The 15,107-nt window shown below is 61.3% G+C and carries 15 protein-coding genes; 7 read left to right on the top strand and 8 right to left on the bottom strand.

The features are described 5' to 3' along the window. Window positions 1-171: 171 nt before the first annotated feature. The 5 genes from BRA471DRAFT_RS03110 to BRA471DRAFT_RS03090 all read right to left on the bottom strand — a co-directional run bounded on the left by BRA471DRAFT_RS03110 (window position 172) and on the right by BRA471DRAFT_RS03090 (window position 7,010). Window positions 172-1,014 carry a CarD family transcriptional regulator gene (locus BRA471DRAFT_RS03110; RefSeq protein WP_007604608.1) on the bottom strand — a complete coding sequence of 281 codons (843 nt, stop codon included), beginning with the start codon at window positions 1,012-1,014 and terminating at the stop codon, window positions 172-174. Between the two features lie 344 nt (window positions 1,015-1,358). Continuing rightward, entirely contained in the window at window positions 1,359-1,697 is a 339-nt protein-coding gene (gene fdxA / locus BRA471DRAFT_RS03105; RefSeq protein WP_007604607.1) for a ferredoxin FdxA, read from the bottom strand. A 132-nt stretch (window positions 1,698-1,829) separates the two neighbouring features. Further along, a complete protein-coding gene (locus BRA471DRAFT_RS03100; protein ID WP_083843120.1) occupies window positions 1,830-2,099 on the bottom strand; it encodes an RNA-binding S4 domain-containing protein in 270 nt (89 codons plus the stop codon). A 22-nt stretch (window positions 2,100-2,121) separates the two neighbouring features. Next, the gene (locus tag BRA471DRAFT_RS03095) at window positions 2,122-5,535 is read right to left on the bottom strand and encodes a helicase-related protein (protein WP_007604605.1); all 3,414 of its coding nucleotides are present in this window, start codon (window positions 5,533-5,535) and stop codon (window positions 2,122-2,124) included. A gap of 665 nt (window positions 5,536-6,200) precedes the next feature. After that, the gene (locus BRA471DRAFT_RS03090) at window positions 6,201-7,010 is read right to left on the bottom strand and encodes a DUF3108 domain-containing protein (protein ID WP_007604604.1); all 810 of its coding nucleotides are present in this window, start codon (window positions 7,008-7,010) and stop codon (window positions 6,201-6,203) included. A 613-nt stretch (window positions 7,011-7,623) separates the two neighbouring features. Between BRA471DRAFT_RS03090 and rpmB the strand changes: the two genes are divergently transcribed. The 5 genes from rpmB to BRA471DRAFT_RS36045 all read left to right on the top strand — a co-directional run bounded on the left by rpmB (window position 7,624) and on the right by BRA471DRAFT_RS36045 (window position 13,087). Beyond that, complete coding sequence (gene rpmB / locus BRA471DRAFT_RS03085) at window positions 7,624-7,935, top strand: 50S ribosomal protein L28 (RefSeq protein WP_007604603.1); 312 nt, start codon at window positions 7,624-7,626, stop codon at window positions 7,933-7,935. Between the two features lie 223 nt (window positions 7,936-8,158). Further along, window positions 8,159-8,968 carry a hypothetical protein gene (locus tag BRA471DRAFT_RS35590; RefSeq protein ID WP_007604602.1) on the top strand — a complete coding sequence of 270 codons (810 nt, stop codon included), beginning with the start codon at window positions 8,159-8,161 and terminating at the stop codon, window positions 8,966-8,968. A 94-nt stretch (window positions 8,969-9,062) separates the two neighbouring features. Continuing rightward, window positions 9,063-10,592: a DGQHR domain-containing protein gene (locus BRA471DRAFT_RS03075; protein ID WP_007604601.1), complete on the top strand. Its 1,530-nt coding sequence runs from the start codon at window positions 9,063-9,065 to the stop codon at window positions 10,590-10,592. Between the two features lie 4 nt (window positions 10,593-10,596). Continuing rightward, window positions 10,597-11,931 (top strand): hypothetical protein, encoded by a 1,335-nt coding sequence (locus tag BRA471DRAFT_RS03070; protein ID WP_035973498.1) that lies wholly within the window; start codon window positions 10,597-10,599, stop codon window positions 11,929-11,931. Between the two features lie 25 nt (window positions 11,932-11,956). Next, window positions 11,957-13,087: a DNA adenine methylase gene (locus BRA471DRAFT_RS36045; RefSeq protein ID WP_007604599.1), complete on the top strand. Its 1,131-nt coding sequence runs from the start codon at window positions 11,957-11,959 to the stop codon at window positions 13,085-13,087. Window positions 13,088-13,347: 260 nt separating this feature from the next. On the opposite strand, the gene BRA471DRAFT_RS03065 is transcribed toward BRA471DRAFT_RS36045, so the two are convergent. The 3 genes from BRA471DRAFT_RS03065 to BRA471DRAFT_RS03055 form a co-directional block, all read right to left on the bottom strand. After that, window positions 13,348-13,626, bottom strand: a complete 279-nt coding sequence (locus BRA471DRAFT_RS03065) for a DUF1488 family protein (protein WP_007604598.1) — start codon at window positions 13,624-13,626, stop codon at window positions 13,348-13,350. Between the two features lie 195 nt (window positions 13,627-13,821). Continuing rightward, a complete protein-coding gene (locus BRA471DRAFT_RS03060) occupies window positions 13,822-14,118 on the bottom strand; it encodes a hypothetical protein (RefSeq protein ID WP_007599252.1) in 297 nt (98 codons plus the stop codon). A 1-nt stretch (window position 14,119) separates the two neighbouring features. Continuing rightward, a complete protein-coding gene (locus tag BRA471DRAFT_RS03055; protein WP_007604597.1) occupies window positions 14,120-14,377 on the bottom strand; it encodes a hypothetical protein in 258 nt (85 codons plus the stop codon). Between the two features lie 55 nt (window positions 14,378-14,432). Here BRA471DRAFT_RS03055 and BRA471DRAFT_RS37795 point away from each other — a divergent pair, with 55 nt between their 5' ends. Both BRA471DRAFT_RS37795 and BRA471DRAFT_RS39930 read left to right on the top strand, forming a co-directional pair. Beyond that, window positions 14,433-14,666: a hypothetical protein gene (locus BRA471DRAFT_RS37795; RefSeq protein WP_157233961.1), complete on the top strand. Its 234-nt coding sequence runs from the start codon at window positions 14,433-14,435 to the stop codon at window positions 14,664-14,666. A 67-nt stretch (window positions 14,667-14,733) separates the two neighbouring features. Then, window positions 14,734-14,865, top strand: a complete 132-nt coding sequence (locus BRA471DRAFT_RS39930) for a hypothetical protein (RefSeq protein WP_007599247.1) — start codon at window positions 14,734-14,736, stop codon at window positions 14,863-14,865. The last annotated feature ends 242 nt before the right edge of the window (window positions 14,866-15,107 follow it).

Raw genomic sequence — 15,107 nt, 5'->3', positions numbered from 1 at the left:
AGGGTGGGTTAGGCGAAGCGTTACCCACCACTTCTTTGCGGCGGCAGCACGGTGGGTTACGCCTTCGGCTAACCCCACCCTACGAACCGAGCAAGATCATCCGGCGCCCCAAACAAAAAGCCCGGCCAAACGGCCGGGCTTTTGATTGGTTGCGATGAGCGCGCGAGACGCTTACGCGGCCTCGTCGGCGACGGTGGCACCGCCCTCGGTCTCGTCGCTATCGCCCTCGGCGTCCGCATCGGCTTCGCCTTCGGCGGCTTCGGACTTGGCGCCGGTGCGGCGCGGGCTCTTGGCGAGCTGGGCCTCGATCTCCTTGACCGCTTCGGTCTCGGTCGAGTGCTGCACCACCGCGATCTCACGGGAGAGACGGTCGAGCGCAGCTTCATAGAGCTGGCGTTCGCTGTAGGACTGCTCGGGCTGCGACTCGGAGCGATAGAGATCACGCACGACTTCCGCGATCGCGACGATGTCGCCCGAATTGATCTTCGCTTCGTATTCCTGGGCGCGGCGCGACCACATGGTGCGCTTGACGCGGGCACGGCCCTTGAGGGTCTCGAGCGCACGCTTCACCAGCGCGGGCTCCGACAGCTTGCGCATGCCGACATTGGCAACCTTGGCGGTCGGCACGCGCAGCGTCATCTTGTCCTTGATGAAGTTGATGACGAACAGCTCGAGCTTCGCGCCGGCGATCTCCTGCTCCTCGATGGCCAGGATCTGGCCGACGCCGTGAGCGGGATAGACGACGAATTCGTTGGCCTTGAAGCCCTGACGCTGGGTCACGACCTTCTTTTCCTCGACCTTCGGCGCAGCAGCCGCGGGCTTCACGACTGGCTTGGCGACAGCGACGGGAGCCTTGGCAGGAGCAGCCGCAACAGGGGCCTTCGGCGCGGCGGGCTTGGCAGCGGGAGCCTTGGCAGCGGGTGCCTTGGTAACAGCGGGCTTGGCGGCAGGCTTGGCGGCAACAGGCTTGGCAACGGTCGCTTTCGCGGCCGGCTTGGCAGTCTTGTTAGGCATTGCGCTTCTTTTGTTCTTCGAGGACTTTGCAGCCGGCGCCTTCGTCGCGGTCCGACCCTTGGATGCGCTACGGCTGGCCGCGGCGACTTTCTTGGCGTCCTTATGGGAAGCCTTCGCTGAAGTACTCTTTTTACGCGTTTTCTGTGACACAGCCTGCGCGCGGAAACTGCCACGCCCCTGTTCGACATTTGGTTTCACGGGAACCCAACGGGGCCGACGGGGCTAACCAGGGTTCGGCTCAATGTGCCCAATATAGCACATTTCCCGCAAAAATCAATGATTTAGGGGTCTTAAGGGCTGGTTTTCGGCGGTATCGCCGCTAATAGGGTTAAGTTTGGCCCGAATTAGTCGCCGGAGCCGGGGTTCGGCGAGAAATATTTGTCGAACTTACCCTCCAGGCCGTCGAAATCCTTGGCGTCGGCGGGTGATTCTTTCTTCTGGGTGATGTTCGGCCAGCTCTTGGCGTAGTCGGCGTTGACCGTGAGCCACTTTTCCAGGCCCGGTTCCGTGTCCGGCTTGATGGCATCGGCGGGGCATTCCGGCTCGCACACGCCGCAATCGATGCACTCGTCAGGATGGATGACGAGCATGTTCTCGCCCTCGTAGAAACAGTCGACCGGGCAGACCTCGACGCAGTCGGTGTACTTGCACTTGATGCACGCTTCAGTGACGACGTAAGTCATCCAACGCTCCGAAAAGCTCTTTTAAAAGTCGCGGCTTGCGTAGCGCGGATGGCCCGGCGCCGCAAGCTCAGGAACGGCCGATCATGACGGCTTTATGCGCTTGATCGACCAAGAAATGAATTCAAAGCGCAATTAATTGCGCTGAGAATTCGGATGGCCTTCACCGAGCTCTTCGTAGAGCACACGGGCCGAGGCGGCATCGCCGCGGCGCTCGTTGAAGGCGGTGACTTTCAAGACGCGCACGGTGCGATCGAGCGCAACGGTGAGCACGTCGCCGACCTTGATCGCATGCCCCGGCGATTTCTCGCGTGCGCCGTTGACGCGAACATGGCCGGACTCGACAAGCTCGGCCGCGGAGGTGCGCGCCTTCACCACCCGCGCGTGCCACAGCCATTTGTCGATGCGCTGCCGCTCGGTCGTGGGCTCACTCCTTGCGGCCAGACAGCTGCTCTTTCAGCGCAGCGAGCTTGGCGAACGGCGAGTTCGGATCGACCGGACGATCGCGCTCGCGCGGGGTGGCGCTCGATGCATAGGGACGCAGCGAGGGTCCGCCCTGGCGGTCGCGGCCCTTGTCACGGTCGCGGCCGCGGTTGTCGCGGCCCTTGTCGCGATCGCCGCCGAACTTGCCCTTGTTGCGATCCTTGTTGTCGCGGTCCTTGTTGCCGCCATTCTTGCCCTCGAAGCGACGGTTCTTGTCGTCGCGGCCCTCGGGACGCGGCGCGGCTTCGGCGCCACCTTCGCGCGGCTTGCGGAAGTCTCTGCCACCATCGCGACGATGACCGCCATGGCGATGACGCTCACCGCGCTTCTCGCCGTCGGCGGCAGGCTGGGCTTCGCCTTCGGCGGGCGCGGCGCCTGCTTCAGCAGCCGCCTGCGGACGCGGCTGGTGATGGCGCTGGTTGCGATGGCGCTCGTGGCGCGGCTTGCGATCGTCGTGACGACCGGCGGGACGCCAGACCTCGATGAGCTCGGGCTCGGCCGGCGTGGCCGCGGCCTCCACAGGTGCTGCCGCATCGGCCGACGCTGCGGCTTCGGTTGCAGCCGTCTCCGCAGATGCGGTTTCGGCAGGCGCGGTTTCGGCGGGAGCGGCTTCGGCAGCTTCAACGGTTGGCGCAGCCTCTTCCGCAGGTGGCGCGATGCCGGGAGCGTCTTCCGGCGTGACGGAAGCCTCAAGCGCCGGCTCTTCAGGCGCGGGCTCGTCGTGCTGCTCCATGCCGGGCGCGTCTTCGACGGTCACAGGCTCGGCGGCGGCTTCGATCGCGGTGTCCGCGGGAACTGCGGCGTCCTCGACCGGCGTTTCGGTTGCGGGCGTCTCTTCGCTGGAGGCTTCGACAACAGGCGTCTCGGCAACAGCTGCGGCCGGCTTTGCCGGCAGCGGCGGACGCTTGTCCATGCGATAGCCGAGCGCACGCAGCACGGAGGCAAAGTCTTCGCCGGCCGAGCCGGTGAGCGAGGTCATCGCCTGCGTCACCACAAAGCTGCGGCCGTCGAATGCACCGGCGGGCTTTTCGCCGGACGCGTTCTCGCGCCAGGCCAGCGCCGGACGGATCAGATCGGCCAGGCGCTCCAGGATGTCGACGCGCACGGCGCGCTCGCCGGCCTGCTTGTAGCCGAGCACGCGATAGGCATCGCGCGGCAGCTGCTTGTCGACCGGGAACGAGGTGCGGCCCGAGCTCGCCAGATGCTGCGCGCCCGACAACGCCGAGGGATCGACATTGTCCTGCTTCAGCGCCCAGAGCAGCGCGGCCAGCGCGCGCCCGGCCGGCTTGAGCAGGCCGGGGAAATAGAGGTGATAGGCGCCGAAGCGGACGCCGTATTTGCGCAAGGTCGCGCGCGAGGGCTGATCGAGGTCCTTCAGCTCGTTGGCGATCTTCGGGCGCTCCAGCACGCCGAGCGCCTCGACGAGCTGATAGGCGATGCCGCGGGCGATGCCGGTGACGTCCTCGGCCTTGCTGAGTTCGAACAGCGGCCCGAGCAGCTTTTCGATATGCGTCTTGAGCCAGAGGTCGAGCCGGGCCTGCACCTTGTCGCGGGGGGCGCCCGTGAGGCGTTCGTCGGAGATGATGCGGATGCGCGGATGCAGCGCGTCCTCTGCGGCAGACAGCCGCGCCACGGCGTCACCGGTCCAGCGGATGATGCCTTCCGAGGTCAGCACGAACTGCTCGTCCGGTGCGTTGCCCAGTTTTTCGGCGCGCGCGTTGATCTCGCCGGCGAGCACGGCCTGCGCTGCAGCCTGCAACGCTTTCGCATCGGAGCCAGCTTCCGCCGCATCCGGTGCAAAGGTGAAGCCATCGAGGCGGCCGATGACATGGCCTTCGACGATGACTTCGCCGGTCTTGCCGATTTCCGTATTCAAGCTCGTGTTCTCCCGCAGGCGGCGCATCAATACACTGGTCCGGCGATCAACGAAACGCTCAGTCAAGCGTTCATGGAGCGCATCCGATAATTTATTTTCGACCTCGCGGGCGATCCCCTGCCAGCGTTCCGGGTCTTTCAGCCAGTCGGGACGGTTGGCGACGAAGGTCCAGGTGCGAATCTGCGCGATCCGGGCCGACAGCGTGTCGATATCGCCGTCGACGCGGTCGGCCTGGTCGATCTGGGTCCTGAACCAGGCGTCGGGGATGCATCCCTTCCGCATCAGGAAGCCGTAGAGCGTCGTCACCAGCTCGGCATGAGCGGCCGGCGACAGCTTTCGATAATCCGGGACCTGGCAGGCCTCCCACAGCCGTTCCACGGCGTCCTTGCCATGTGCGACATCGCGCACCTCGGCGTCGCGGGCGGCGTGGTCGAGCACGCGCATGTCCTCGGCGATCGGCGCTCGCGTCAGCGCCTCATGGCCGGGGGCCAGGTTCAGCGAGACCTGGAGCGCGCCGAGCGAAGCAAAATCCAGCTTCGAATTGCGCCATTGCAAAACCTTCACGGGATCGAAGGTGTGGTTCTGCAGCGCATTGACGAGTTCGGGCTCGAACGGTCCGCAGCGACCGGTGGTGCCGAAGGTGCCGTTGCGGGTGGCGCGGCCGGCGCGGCCGGCGATCTGGGCGAATTCGGACGGCGTCAGGCGGCGGAACTGGTAGCCGTCGAACTTGCGGTCGGAGGCAAAGGCGACGTGGTCGACGTCGAGATTGAGGCCCATGCCGACGGCATCGGTGGCGACGAGGTAATCGACCTCGCCGTTCTGGAACATCGCGACCTGGGCGTTGCGGGTGCGCGGTGACAGCGAGCCCAGCACCACGGCGGCGCCGCCATGCTGGCGGCGGATCAGCTCGGCGATGGCGTAGACCTCGTCGGCCGAGAAGGCGACAATCGCCGTGCGGCGCGGCTGCCGCGTGATCTTGCGGTCGCCGGCGAATTCCAGCTGCGACAGGCGCGGCCGCGTGATCATGGAGACGCCGGGCAGCAGCCGCTCGATGATCGGGCGCATTGTGGCAGCGCCCAGCAGCAGCGTCTCGTCGCGGCCGCGGCGGTTGAGGATGCGGTCGGTGAAGACGTGCCCGCGTTCCAGATCGGATGCGATCTGCACCTCGTCGACGGCGAGGAACGAGACGTCGAGATCGCGCGGCATCGCCTCGACGGTCGAGACCCAGTAGCGCGGCGCTTTCGGCTTGATCTTCTCCTCGCCGGTCACGAGCGCGACGGCATCGGGGCCGACCCGCGCGGCGATCTTGTTGTAGACCTCGCGCGCCAGCAGGCGCAGCGGCAGCCCGATCATGCCGGAGGGATGCGCGAGCATCCGCTCGATGGCGAGATGGGTCTTGCCGGTGTTGGTGGGACCAAGCACCGCAGTGACGCCGGCGCCGGGAAGCCGATCGGAAGCGAAGGGGGAGGAGGAAAAAGGCATCTGGGGGATTAGGTAATGGCGATTGGGGCGAATGTCAGTGCTGTTTTGGGGCGGTGGCGCGAAGGGCTCGCCTCACACACCGCTGTCATCGCCCGGCTCGACCGGGCGATCCAGTATTCCAGAGGCGGCGCAGATCAGACCGAGAGGGCGCGGCGTACTGGATGCCCCGGTCAAGCCGGGGCATGACGGCGGAGAATGCGGCGCCCTTCCCCAGATCCCGCGCAACTGTCTCACTTTGCGACGCTTTTCCCGTTGGCTTTAAGCTTCGGAACGAGTTGAGAACGAATCGCGGCCGAATCGGTGACTCCCTCTTGAGTCCTGTTCCGTTCACGCAAGATGTCGCGGGAGGCTTATTGGGTTCGCACTAGATGGAGTTTTGCCCCGCCGCACAAGCGACGTTTCGATGGCGGATTCGTTAAAGCTGGGGACGGCGCGGAGTCGAATCAGAATCGGGGAGGAGTCAAATGGATTCCCGCACCCCGAGCCCCCTCCAAAACAAAAGTGCGAAAACAACCCCATGCACAGTAGGGATGTCGTTGAAATCATTGATGTTTATTTTCACCCCAAAGGCAGGTTCGTAGCCCGCATGGAGCGGAGCGTAATGCGGGGGCCAAGCAAAGAACCCCGGATTGCGCTGCGCTCCATCCGGGCTACGGCAGCGAGCTTCACTGCGTCTTCGCGACCTTGGGCGGCTGGGCGCTGGTGATGAAGCTCGTGGCTTCCAGCATGGCCGGCCCGAGCGGGGTCGGCACTTTCAGCCAGAACGGGACCAGGACGCGCGTGCCGGCGATCGGCGCGAACGCGACCTCGATGTTGCGCTGGGCGGCGAGATATTTGATCACGGGACGGTCGGGGATGTAGCCGGCGATGGGCACGAAATACAGCGAGCAGACCACGACCTGGCCGTGATAGCCCTTCTCCGCCTTCACATTCTCCATGCGCTTGAAATCGAGCTTCAGCTCGTAGCGCATGCGGCCGTCGAACACGGCGGCGCTGCCGTGGCAGGCGTCCGCCGACAGCACGTCGCCGCTGCCGGAGACGCGCACCAGCGAGGCCGTCATCGGATCCCAGACGCCGCGGCGATGCGCGTCGGTGACGACGATGCGGTCGGGATCGACCGGCGGCTCCGGCAGGATGGCAAAATCCTTCACATTGCCCTTGTCGAGCGTGATGCGGATCTCTTCGGTCTTCTTCGAGGTGGTGGTGGAGGCCTGGTAGCCGGTCGCGACCAGCGCGCCGTTGACCACGCGGCCCTGCGAGGCGCCGGTGCCGGACCCGCCCGCGAACGATTTCAGCAGCCCCGAGGTGCCGCCGGAGGCCGCGGCCGCGAACACATCGTCCTGGATGTCGATGTTCCAGGCGCCTCGGCCGACGGGAATGCCCGCCAGCGTCGCCTCGTATTGCGCCTCGAGCTTGCCCTGCGCCGCCGCGGGCTCCGCCGCCCACGCCAAAACCAGCCCGAAAAGGGCCGCCATGAGCCCGCGACCGGCAGCGCGCGGATGGCTCGCGCGCAGCTCCGTTGAGCACAGGCCGGGCGCAAGATGAGGCGTTGTGAGCACGAAACAATCCAATCGGGGCGCGAACGGTTGTTACTTAAGCCAAAAACCGCGCCAAGCAATGCGTCCGGGCCTATCCGCGTCCGGAACTCCACTGCACTCTTCGGGCGCGAATACGCCCTTTATGTGATGGTAAGGCGCGATAATCATTGCCGTTTTGGTGATAGGGGCGGGTCAGAAGCGCGCACCTCACCCCGCCACCTCCGCCGCCGTCATGTCTTGCTGTCATGCCCCGCTGTCATGCCCCGCGAAGGCGGGGCATCCAGTACGCCGCGGCCCCTCGACTCTAGCCGCGCTTTCTCGGAGTACTGGATCGCCCGCCTTCGCGGGCGATGACACCGCTTTATGCCGCTCGAGATCCCGGTTTCGCGCTCTCGCGCGCCCCGGGACGACGGGCCAAAAACGGCCCGTCGCCTTGACGTCCCGCCGCTTCCCCCCTATACGTCCGCCCGCTCCCTGCAAGGACAGAGAATTTGCCCGTGGCGCCCCGAATGGCGGCCGCACATCGTTGGGAAAGATTGAGGATTTTGCCATGTCTCGCCGCTGCGAATTGACGGCCAAGGGCCCCCAGGTCGGCCACACGGTCAGCCACTCCAACATCAAGACCAAGCGCCGCTTCCTGCCGAACCTGGTCAACGTGACCTTCATCAGCGAAGCGCTGGGCCGCAACGTGCGCCTGCGCGTCTCCACCAACGCGATCAAGAGCGTCGACCACAATGGCGGTCTCGATCCCTTCCTGCTCAAGGCCAAGGCCGCCGTGCTGTCGCCGCGCGCCCTCGAGCTGAAGCGCGCCATCCAGAAGAAGGTCGGCCCGACCCCCGCGCCGGCGAAGAAGGCGAGCTAAGAATTTTCGAATTGGGTGAAGGCTTGCGTCGCGAGGCGTAGGTTTAGCCGGAAGAGTTTTGCGTGACGGCCGGATCGGAAGATCCGGCCGTTTTTGTTTGCGCTGCAGCGATCGACGTCAGTTGTACCAGACACAAATACTCGCTACGAGCTACCGTATTGCTTTTGTGCGATTGAACAACGCCCTCTGGACGACCAGAGGACACAATTTGAGTTCACGGCAAATGACGAAAAGAACGCGGCGACCGACGCCCGCGCGGATTATCGGTGACGAACACGCATTCATCGCGCGTGTTTTTTGTTTGGCGATCCCGCTGGAGCTGGGCCTCAGCAACAACCAACAGCTAAACCGACATCCTGACTGTCTTTATGTAATGCGCGTCTACTGGCGCTTAAGTTTCTTGGTTCAACGAGTCGAATCGATCAACGTTGCACTGAAGATGCTCCGACTTCGAAACCTTCCGATTTCGTTCCTTGACTTCCCGCTGAGTCGGTATGAGTGGCTGACGGTAGCAACAGATACATTTCTTATGCGATTTGTGTCGGTCTTTGATTGCTGCTTGCTCTTAACGGATGAAGTTTTTGAATGTGGCTTGGACCCTCGGGCCTGCACACTTGAAGCCCTCCGGAAAAAGGCCGTTCCTGCAAATGTCGTGCAGGCGCTTGAAAGCGTCTTTGACACTTCGACGCAGCTTAGAAACGAACGCAACTGGCGATTTCATAGAGGAGAAGAGAGAGCCTTCACGAATCACGACCACGCGTTCCGCGCCATTTCGGCGATGGAAGCGTGGGGACATTCCTGGAAGATCCTCGATGCGAAACGATCCCGCGAAACGGACCTTGTAAGTTGGTTCTCGACCGCACTGGCAAAACTAACGCGTGAGTGTAACAAGGAGGCACTGAAGATCCCTCCAGCTCTTGCAGCATTGTACGAAACGCTAACCCCCGAATTCGAGTCTAGGTTTGCATCGAAAGTGAAGGCGCGGAAGACTTCGCTTCCGTGGTATCAGCCACATCTACAGCTAAAACGATAGTCGTATTACATCCGCAATCACAGAATGCAATAAGTCGCTGTTAAGCTTCGCTCACTAAGAAATTGATAACATCCACGCGTGTTGGGGACATACCTTGGCTAAGGAAAAGATAGCGCGCACCAAGGTTTCCGAAGGACGACGAGTAAGCGCTATCAAAGTCCGACAATGGCTCCCTGGATGGGAACGTATCGACTTTAATCCAAAGGACCATCGCAGGCGGCCACCAGGGCACTTCTACATATTTTCGCTGCCCGCAAGAGAACTTCGAAGTCTTTCAGGCATTGCACGCCGACAATCTGCAGGCATTACGCCGCGTGCAGCCGATCTTGGTATCCAGCGTCAACACGATCCCGAGCGCTCTGAAGAGATCGCTCGATTTGTGGAATACGGCTATCCTTGGTCCACACTGAGCGATGCAAAACGAAGATCCGAAGAATTCAATGACCTCAGGAAGCCCGGCTGGCTTCCGACGTCCATTGTTATCAACATACTCGCCGCGAATGAGGATCACGGCACTGGAAAGGTAGCCGCCGACGATCTCGTCCGAGTCGTAGAGGATGGGACCAGTTGTCAGTTAGCTCTTCCCTACAGCGAATGGACACATTCTTGGAAGCCTACTTCAATTCCGCCGCTGGAGGTCATTGACGGCCAGCATCGACTATGGGCGTTTGGTGATGATGCAGATAGCGATTTCGAATTGCCCGTAGTTGCCTTTCATGGACTTGATATAAGCTGGCAAGCGTATCTGTTCTGGACCGTAAACATCAAACCAAAACGGATTAACCCAAGCCTTGCCTTCGATTTGTATCCCCTGCTGCGAGCTGAGGATTGGCTTGATCGGGCTGAAGGGCACGCGGTTTATAGAGAGACCCGATCGCAAGAGCTCACGGAGGCACTTTGGTCCCACCAAAGTAGCCCTTGGTACGATCGTATCAACATGCTCGGTGAGAAGAAGACCCCGTGGGTTACGCAATCCGCATGGATAAAGTCGCTGATGGCAACCTTCGTCAAGCGATGGAGCGGCACCAAGGGAGACCCCGGCGGATTGTTCGGCTCACGAATGGCTGAGGGACAGGAAGTTCTTGGGTGGAGCAGAGCTCAACAAGCTGCGTTCTTGATATACGCGTGGGATCAATTTCGCCTCGCAGTCAAGAAATCAAAGGAGCCGTGGGCGGAGAAGCTCAGGATCGCCGCCATCAAGCCGGATGAACCTCGCCCAACAGAAGACGCTGCATTTTATGGACCATACACACTGGTCGTCACTGACCAAGGCGTACGTGGATTTCTCCACGTCGTGAACGATCTCTGCTTCGTTTGGGCCACCAGATTAGATTTGCGCACTTGGCAAGTTCAGCAGCAGCGCAGCGCAAACGACGCTAACGCCGTGACATTAGCGTTAGAGACTCTTCAAAAACATACGGCGGCAATCTTCCTGCGAGATATCGCGACGCAACTGACCAAATTCGATTGGCGAACAAGCGCAGCTCCGCAGCTTTCAGAAAGCGAGCGAGTTCCGAAGCTCGGCTTCCGCGGGGGCAGCGGATACAAAGAACTGCGGCTTCAGCTGATTAAGACATTGAAGAGCGGCAAGGGTTCTGTGGCGGAAGCGGCTAAGCGACTTTAAGACAATGGCTCTGAACCGCACCGATCGCAAAACAATCAAGGACCTTGACCCTCGGAGTATTGAAACTACTTTGGCGGGCCTGAAGGCGTTCATGTCGTCTTCACAATGGCTTGGTTCGTCGAATTCCTATGCTACCGACCTAACGAAGCTGAAGGCCGACATAAAAGCGGGACGAGCCCCTCATCAAAGGGACCTGTCTCAGTACATTGCGGCGAGCTGCCTGCTACACTGTGCGGACGGATGGGGTTACCTTGGCCGCTCAATCTCCGCGCTCTTGCGTGGCGACCCGCATATCGCAAGACATTTGGCTTACTACGCGGAGCTGCGCGCGACGAAGTCGCTGCTAGCTGCTCGGGGTGTTGGGATTTTCAATCATCATCACTTTGCAATTACGGCAGCAAATCAAGCAAAACAGTTGGACAACAAGTCTGGAACTCATGATTTTTCGTGGGCATGCCTAGACTACTGGTCGTCTCTTTCTACGTCCGGAGACCTCTTTATCAAATTGATTCGTCCATTTGGGCTCGATTTGGCCCAGTGGTTTGATCCGGTTGGGGGTGCAAACGTCGTCGCAAAACAAGCCCAAGCATGGTTCCGACAATGGGGCATGGATCTGAAGTCGTTTCCTGATGACCGTGATGCGCGAAATCTCTCCAGCTACCAACCAGACGGCCTGCCAAAGGCATGGGAACTGGAGGCGGCTGAGGTGTTAAATTACGTCAGCGAGTTGTGGTCAGTTCTAGAGCCGTCTGCCAATTCTCGGTTTGATATTATCGATCGGCACATTCTGCGCGTCTCTATAGAAACACATTTCCAGGCGCTCTCTGGTCGAGCGGCGTCTCAGGCTGCACCGGACTTCCTACGTCACGTCACCAAGATCGTGAAGCCTCAGAACTTTGATCCGCCGGTCGAAGCCGAAATCGTTCGTTTTTTGACGCGGAAGGTCATGCCTGCAGACTCTTTGGTGCTTATCCGCTCACGGGAGCCAAACACTATTTCTGGAAGCGGGGCCGAAACTATTGCTTCGCGCGCCACATTGCTCCTCCGCACCGCCTCGGGCGCTGCTGCCGATCTATTTCGCTCTGTTGGAATTACCGAGGCCGAACTTGAGTTCTGGTCAAGCGGCCTAGGACGCGCTCGAGGCTTATGGGAAGGATCGGCCGTAGCTCCTACGGACTTGTGGGCGGACATTGACTTGCAACTCGGCGAGGTCGCGGACTTTCAGTCGAAACACGCAAAGAATAAGCAGACTTTCTATCGGATAGGCGCCGAACTTCACGAAGCTCTCATAGATCTCGGCAGCTGCGAACGGGCCGCAATCTGGGGCGCCATTCCGTGACATTCATCCGGGGGGATGAGCAAGTATGAAGTATATGGGCTCAAAAAGGTCGATGCTACGCAACGGCTTAGGAACGTTACTAGATCGCGAAGTCCCCAAGGCCACCAGGTTTGTTGACCTATTTGCCGGATCGGCTGCAGTCGCCAGTCATGTGGCTCAACGTTTTGACATCGAGGTGGTCGCAACCGATCTACAAACCTATAGCGTTATTCTCGCCAACGCTATCGTCTCACGCAAACGGACTTTTGATCCGCAACGACTGTGGGACAATTGGTTCAGACGCGCATCTGAGTTCTCCAAACAGCACCAATCGACCCCTTGCCTTCCTGCAACTGTGAGTAAGCGGATCGTTCGCTCACAAAGAGAGTGGTGCGAGAGACAGGCACTTCCGATCACATCTGCCTATGGTGGCCATTATTTTTGCGCCGCCCAAGCGGTGTGGATTGACGCGCTCCGAAACACTCTGCCAGGAGATCGTAACCGACGATGCGTCGCGCTAGCCGCTCTAATCAGAGCGGCTAGTCATTGCGCCGCCAGTCCGGGTCATACCGCGCAGCCATTCCAACCAACGATCACCGCGATACGATTCTTAGAGGAGGCATGGAGACGCGATGTCGTCGGCCAGACCAAAAAGGAGTTGATTGAACTAGCTACGCTATCCGCCCAGAGGGTGGGGCATGCGAAGAAAATCGACGCCAATTTGATGGCGCTTCAACTCCAAGCAGGAGATCTAGTTTTTATCGATCCGCCCTATTCAGGCGTCCACTACAGTAGATTTTATCATGTGCTGGAAACGATCGCACGCGGTGAACGCATCGAAGTAAGCGGAGTGGGGCGCTATCCGCCAGAGCGTCAACGGCCACGTTCGCGATATAGTGTACAATCCGAGTCCGAAAACGCATTCGACGATCTTCTGGGTGCAATCGCCAAGAAGCGTGCAGCTGTAATTGTTACGTTTCCAGATCACTCCTGTTCAAACGGACTTTCCGGGGATCAAGTAAAGAAGATCGCAGCTAGACATTTTAAGGTTCGCAAGAAATCAGTTGCGAGCCACTTCAGCACTTTGGGCGGAACAAGTGACAATCGCGGAAATAAGGCCGGAAGAAATGCTAGACGACCAGCTCGAGAGCTGATCCTGCACCTAACGCCTAGGTAGAGTATTCAGTTGATCGGCAGGCATTAGGTATGCGTCACGCGGACCGCCTAGCACCGCACTCCACTCTCCTCATCCGCCCCAGTAGCACCACAAGAGGGTATGTACCGTGGAGCACGTCGCGGAACGACCTAAAACCTTCGTGACGTTGCTATAACGGCACCGGCAACTCTATGGGCGAGAATATCTCCAACACTCAGAATCCGCACCGTTGCCTCCGCACGATGCACAAGACCGAACCGCAATAGCCCGTCCCGCCTCCCCTACCCCCGAAAATCAATGCTCCGCAGCACGATTCCCGGTGGCGTGCCTTCGAACTCCGTCGCCTGATATTTGCGTCCGGTGCAGGCTTCGATGCGTTCGCGCAGGCGCGTGAACTGCTCTTCGCGCTCGCTTGGCCTGGCGCGCGGGCCGCGCTCGAGGTCGTCCATGGCGGAGGTCGAGATCGCGCAGGCGATCTCCTTGCTGCCGTCCTGCATCGAGAACTGGACGATGCCGCGGTCCTGGTCGTGGGCGATGAAGCGGCTGCTGGTGAGTGTCATGGGGTACTCCTTTGGCGTCCGCGCGTCGTGCCGGGATTGCGCAATTGCGCACGGGGGCGTCGGTCGGCGTTATCGAAGCAGGCTGTGGCACTAGGGTGCACAACAAGTCGCTTCGGTGGTTATGGGTCCTGGCTTTCGCCAGGACGACGGGTGTGTTTGCGAGCGTTGCGCGATGGCGCCACGAGTTGGCTCGCTTCAGCCGTCGCCGTTGAGTCTTGCGAAATCGTCGAACAGTGCGGCCACCAGCGCGCGGTGGCGGGTGTCCTCGGCGGGCAGGCTCGCGGCGTAGAGGTTGAGCAGATGGCGGGCCTTCACGGCGGCCTCGGGCCAGGACGTGGCGGGCACCGACATCATGCGGTTTTCGAGTTCGGCCTCGCGCTCGCGCAGCTCCCTGACCTGGGCCTCGACATCGGCCAGCGCGCGGCGCAGATCGGTTGCCTTCTGGGCGGCCATGCCGCGGTGGCTGTCGAGATCGACCGGGATGTCAGTCATTTCAGGCACTCGCATCGATACGTTGGGCATCCGCAAGGTCGACCGAGCCGATCGAGAGCATCTCCGTCGCACCGCGCACGCCTTCGGAGGGCACCGTGATCATGGTGGCGACGCGGCGATAGGACGCGAACGACAGGCCCTCGATCATCTCCTCGTCGGTGACGACCTCATAGGCGCCGGCCGGCAATTCGCGCGCGAGGCCGCGGATGTGGAATGGATGCTTGAAGGTGATGGTTTCTCGCCGCGAGCGGATGGTCATGCGCGCCTGCCTTTCGCAAAGAAGGGGCCCCAACCGACGCCAGCCATGGCGAACCATGCGCTCGTTGCGCGGCAATAGCCAGCTTTATGTCAGCGCCGGCCGGGACTTAAGCGGCAAGCGCGACACGCGCGCGCGGCGTTTTAGTCCTCGCCATCGGCAGGGCGCGGGCGTACGCTCGACCATGTCAGCGCAGCTCACGCAATTGCCGCGCGTCGATGTTGCGCTGCATCTTTCGCGCCTCGTGTGCGCAGCGGCGATCTTCAATGGCTCGGGCGGATGTATCTCGTAACCCGCCGGCGACCATTGCAGCGCCCATTTCACGCGGACGAACTCGAAACCCAGGAGGAGACGAAATCATGGCCAAGGGACAGCAACGCAGCAACCGCGAGACCAAGAAGCCGAAGAAAGACAAGATCAAGACCAGCGCCGCAGCGCCCAGCCGCAAGGATGCGGCGTGGCAGCCGGAGATCGGCCAGAAGAAGAAGTAGCGGGGCGGATCAAAGCTATCGCCGCGGAGCAGGTGCTTCTTCACCTCGCCCCGCGTGCGGGGAGAGGTCGGAATTCGCGCGGAACGCGCGGATTCCGGGTGAGGGGGACTCTCCGCGAGTCCATCTCTCACCTCGCTTGCTGAGGCTCCCCCTCACCCCACCCTCTCCCCGCAAGCGGGGCGAGGGAGAGCAGGCACTGCGCCCTGCACCACCATCTCCTTCTCCCGCCGTTTTCCGCTATA

Origin of the sequence: Bradyrhizobium sp. WSM471, assembly GCF_000244915.1 — a bacterium.
In the GTDB taxonomy this organism is placed as follows: domain Bacteria; phylum Pseudomonadota; class Alphaproteobacteria; order Rhizobiales; family Xanthobacteraceae; genus Bradyrhizobium.
This window is presented reverse-complemented; position numbering and strand designations above follow the sequence as displayed.

What these genes read in the sequence shown, in the direction of transcription:
- BRA471DRAFT_RS03110 (WP_007604608.1), bottom strand. Translation starts at nt 1,014, where the DNA reads ATGCCTAACAAGACTGCCAAGCCGGCCGCGAAAGCGACCGTTGCCAAG.
- BRA471DRAFT_RS03055 (WP_007604597.1), bottom strand. Translation starts at nt 14,377, where the DNA reads ATGACCATCCGCTCGCGGCGAGAAACCATCACCTTCAAGCATCCATTC.
- BRA471DRAFT_RS36045 (WP_007604599.1), top strand. Translation starts at nt 11,957, where the DNA reads ATGAAGTATATGGGCTCAAAAAGGTCGATGCTACGCAACGGCTTAGGA.
- BRA471DRAFT_RS39930 (WP_007599247.1), top strand. Translation starts at nt 14,734, where the DNA reads ATGGCCAAGGGACAGCAACGCAGCAACCGCGAGACCAAGAAGCCGAAG.
- BRA471DRAFT_RS03065 (WP_007604598.1), bottom strand. Translation starts at nt 13,626, where the DNA reads ATGACACTCACCAGCAGCCGCTTCATCGCCCACGACCAGGACCGCGGC.
- fdxA (WP_007604607.1), bottom strand. Translation starts at nt 1,697, where the DNA reads ATGACTTACGTCGTCACTGAAGCGTGCATCAAGTGCAAGTACACCGAC.
- BRA471DRAFT_RS35590 (WP_007604602.1), top strand. Translation starts at nt 8,159, where the DNA reads ATGACGAAAAGAACGCGGCGACCGACGCCCGCGCGGATTATCGGTGAC.
- BRA471DRAFT_RS03090 (WP_007604604.1), bottom strand. Translation starts at nt 7,010, where the DNA reads ATGGCGGCCCTTTTCGGGCTGGTTTTGGCGTGGGCGGCGGAGCCCGCG.
- BRA471DRAFT_RS37795 (WP_157233961.1), top strand. Translation starts at nt 14,433, where the DNA reads ATGCGCTCGTTGCGCGGCAATAGCCAGCTTTATGTCAGCGCCGGCCGG.
- rpmB (WP_007604603.1), top strand. Translation starts at nt 7,624, where the DNA reads ATGTCTCGCCGCTGCGAATTGACGGCCAAGGGCCCCCAGGTCGGCCAC.
- BRA471DRAFT_RS03095 (WP_007604605.1), bottom strand. Translation starts at nt 5,535, where the DNA reads ATGCCTTTTTCCTCCTCCCCCTTCGCTTCCGATCGGCTTCCCGGCGCC.
- BRA471DRAFT_RS03070 (WP_035973498.1), top strand. Translation starts at nt 10,597, where the DNA reads ATGGCTCTGAACCGCACCGATCGCAAAACAATCAAGGACCTTGACCCT.
- BRA471DRAFT_RS03060 (WP_007599252.1), bottom strand. Translation starts at nt 14,118, where the DNA reads ATGACTGACATCCCGGTCGATCTCGACAGCCACCGCGGCATGGCCGCC.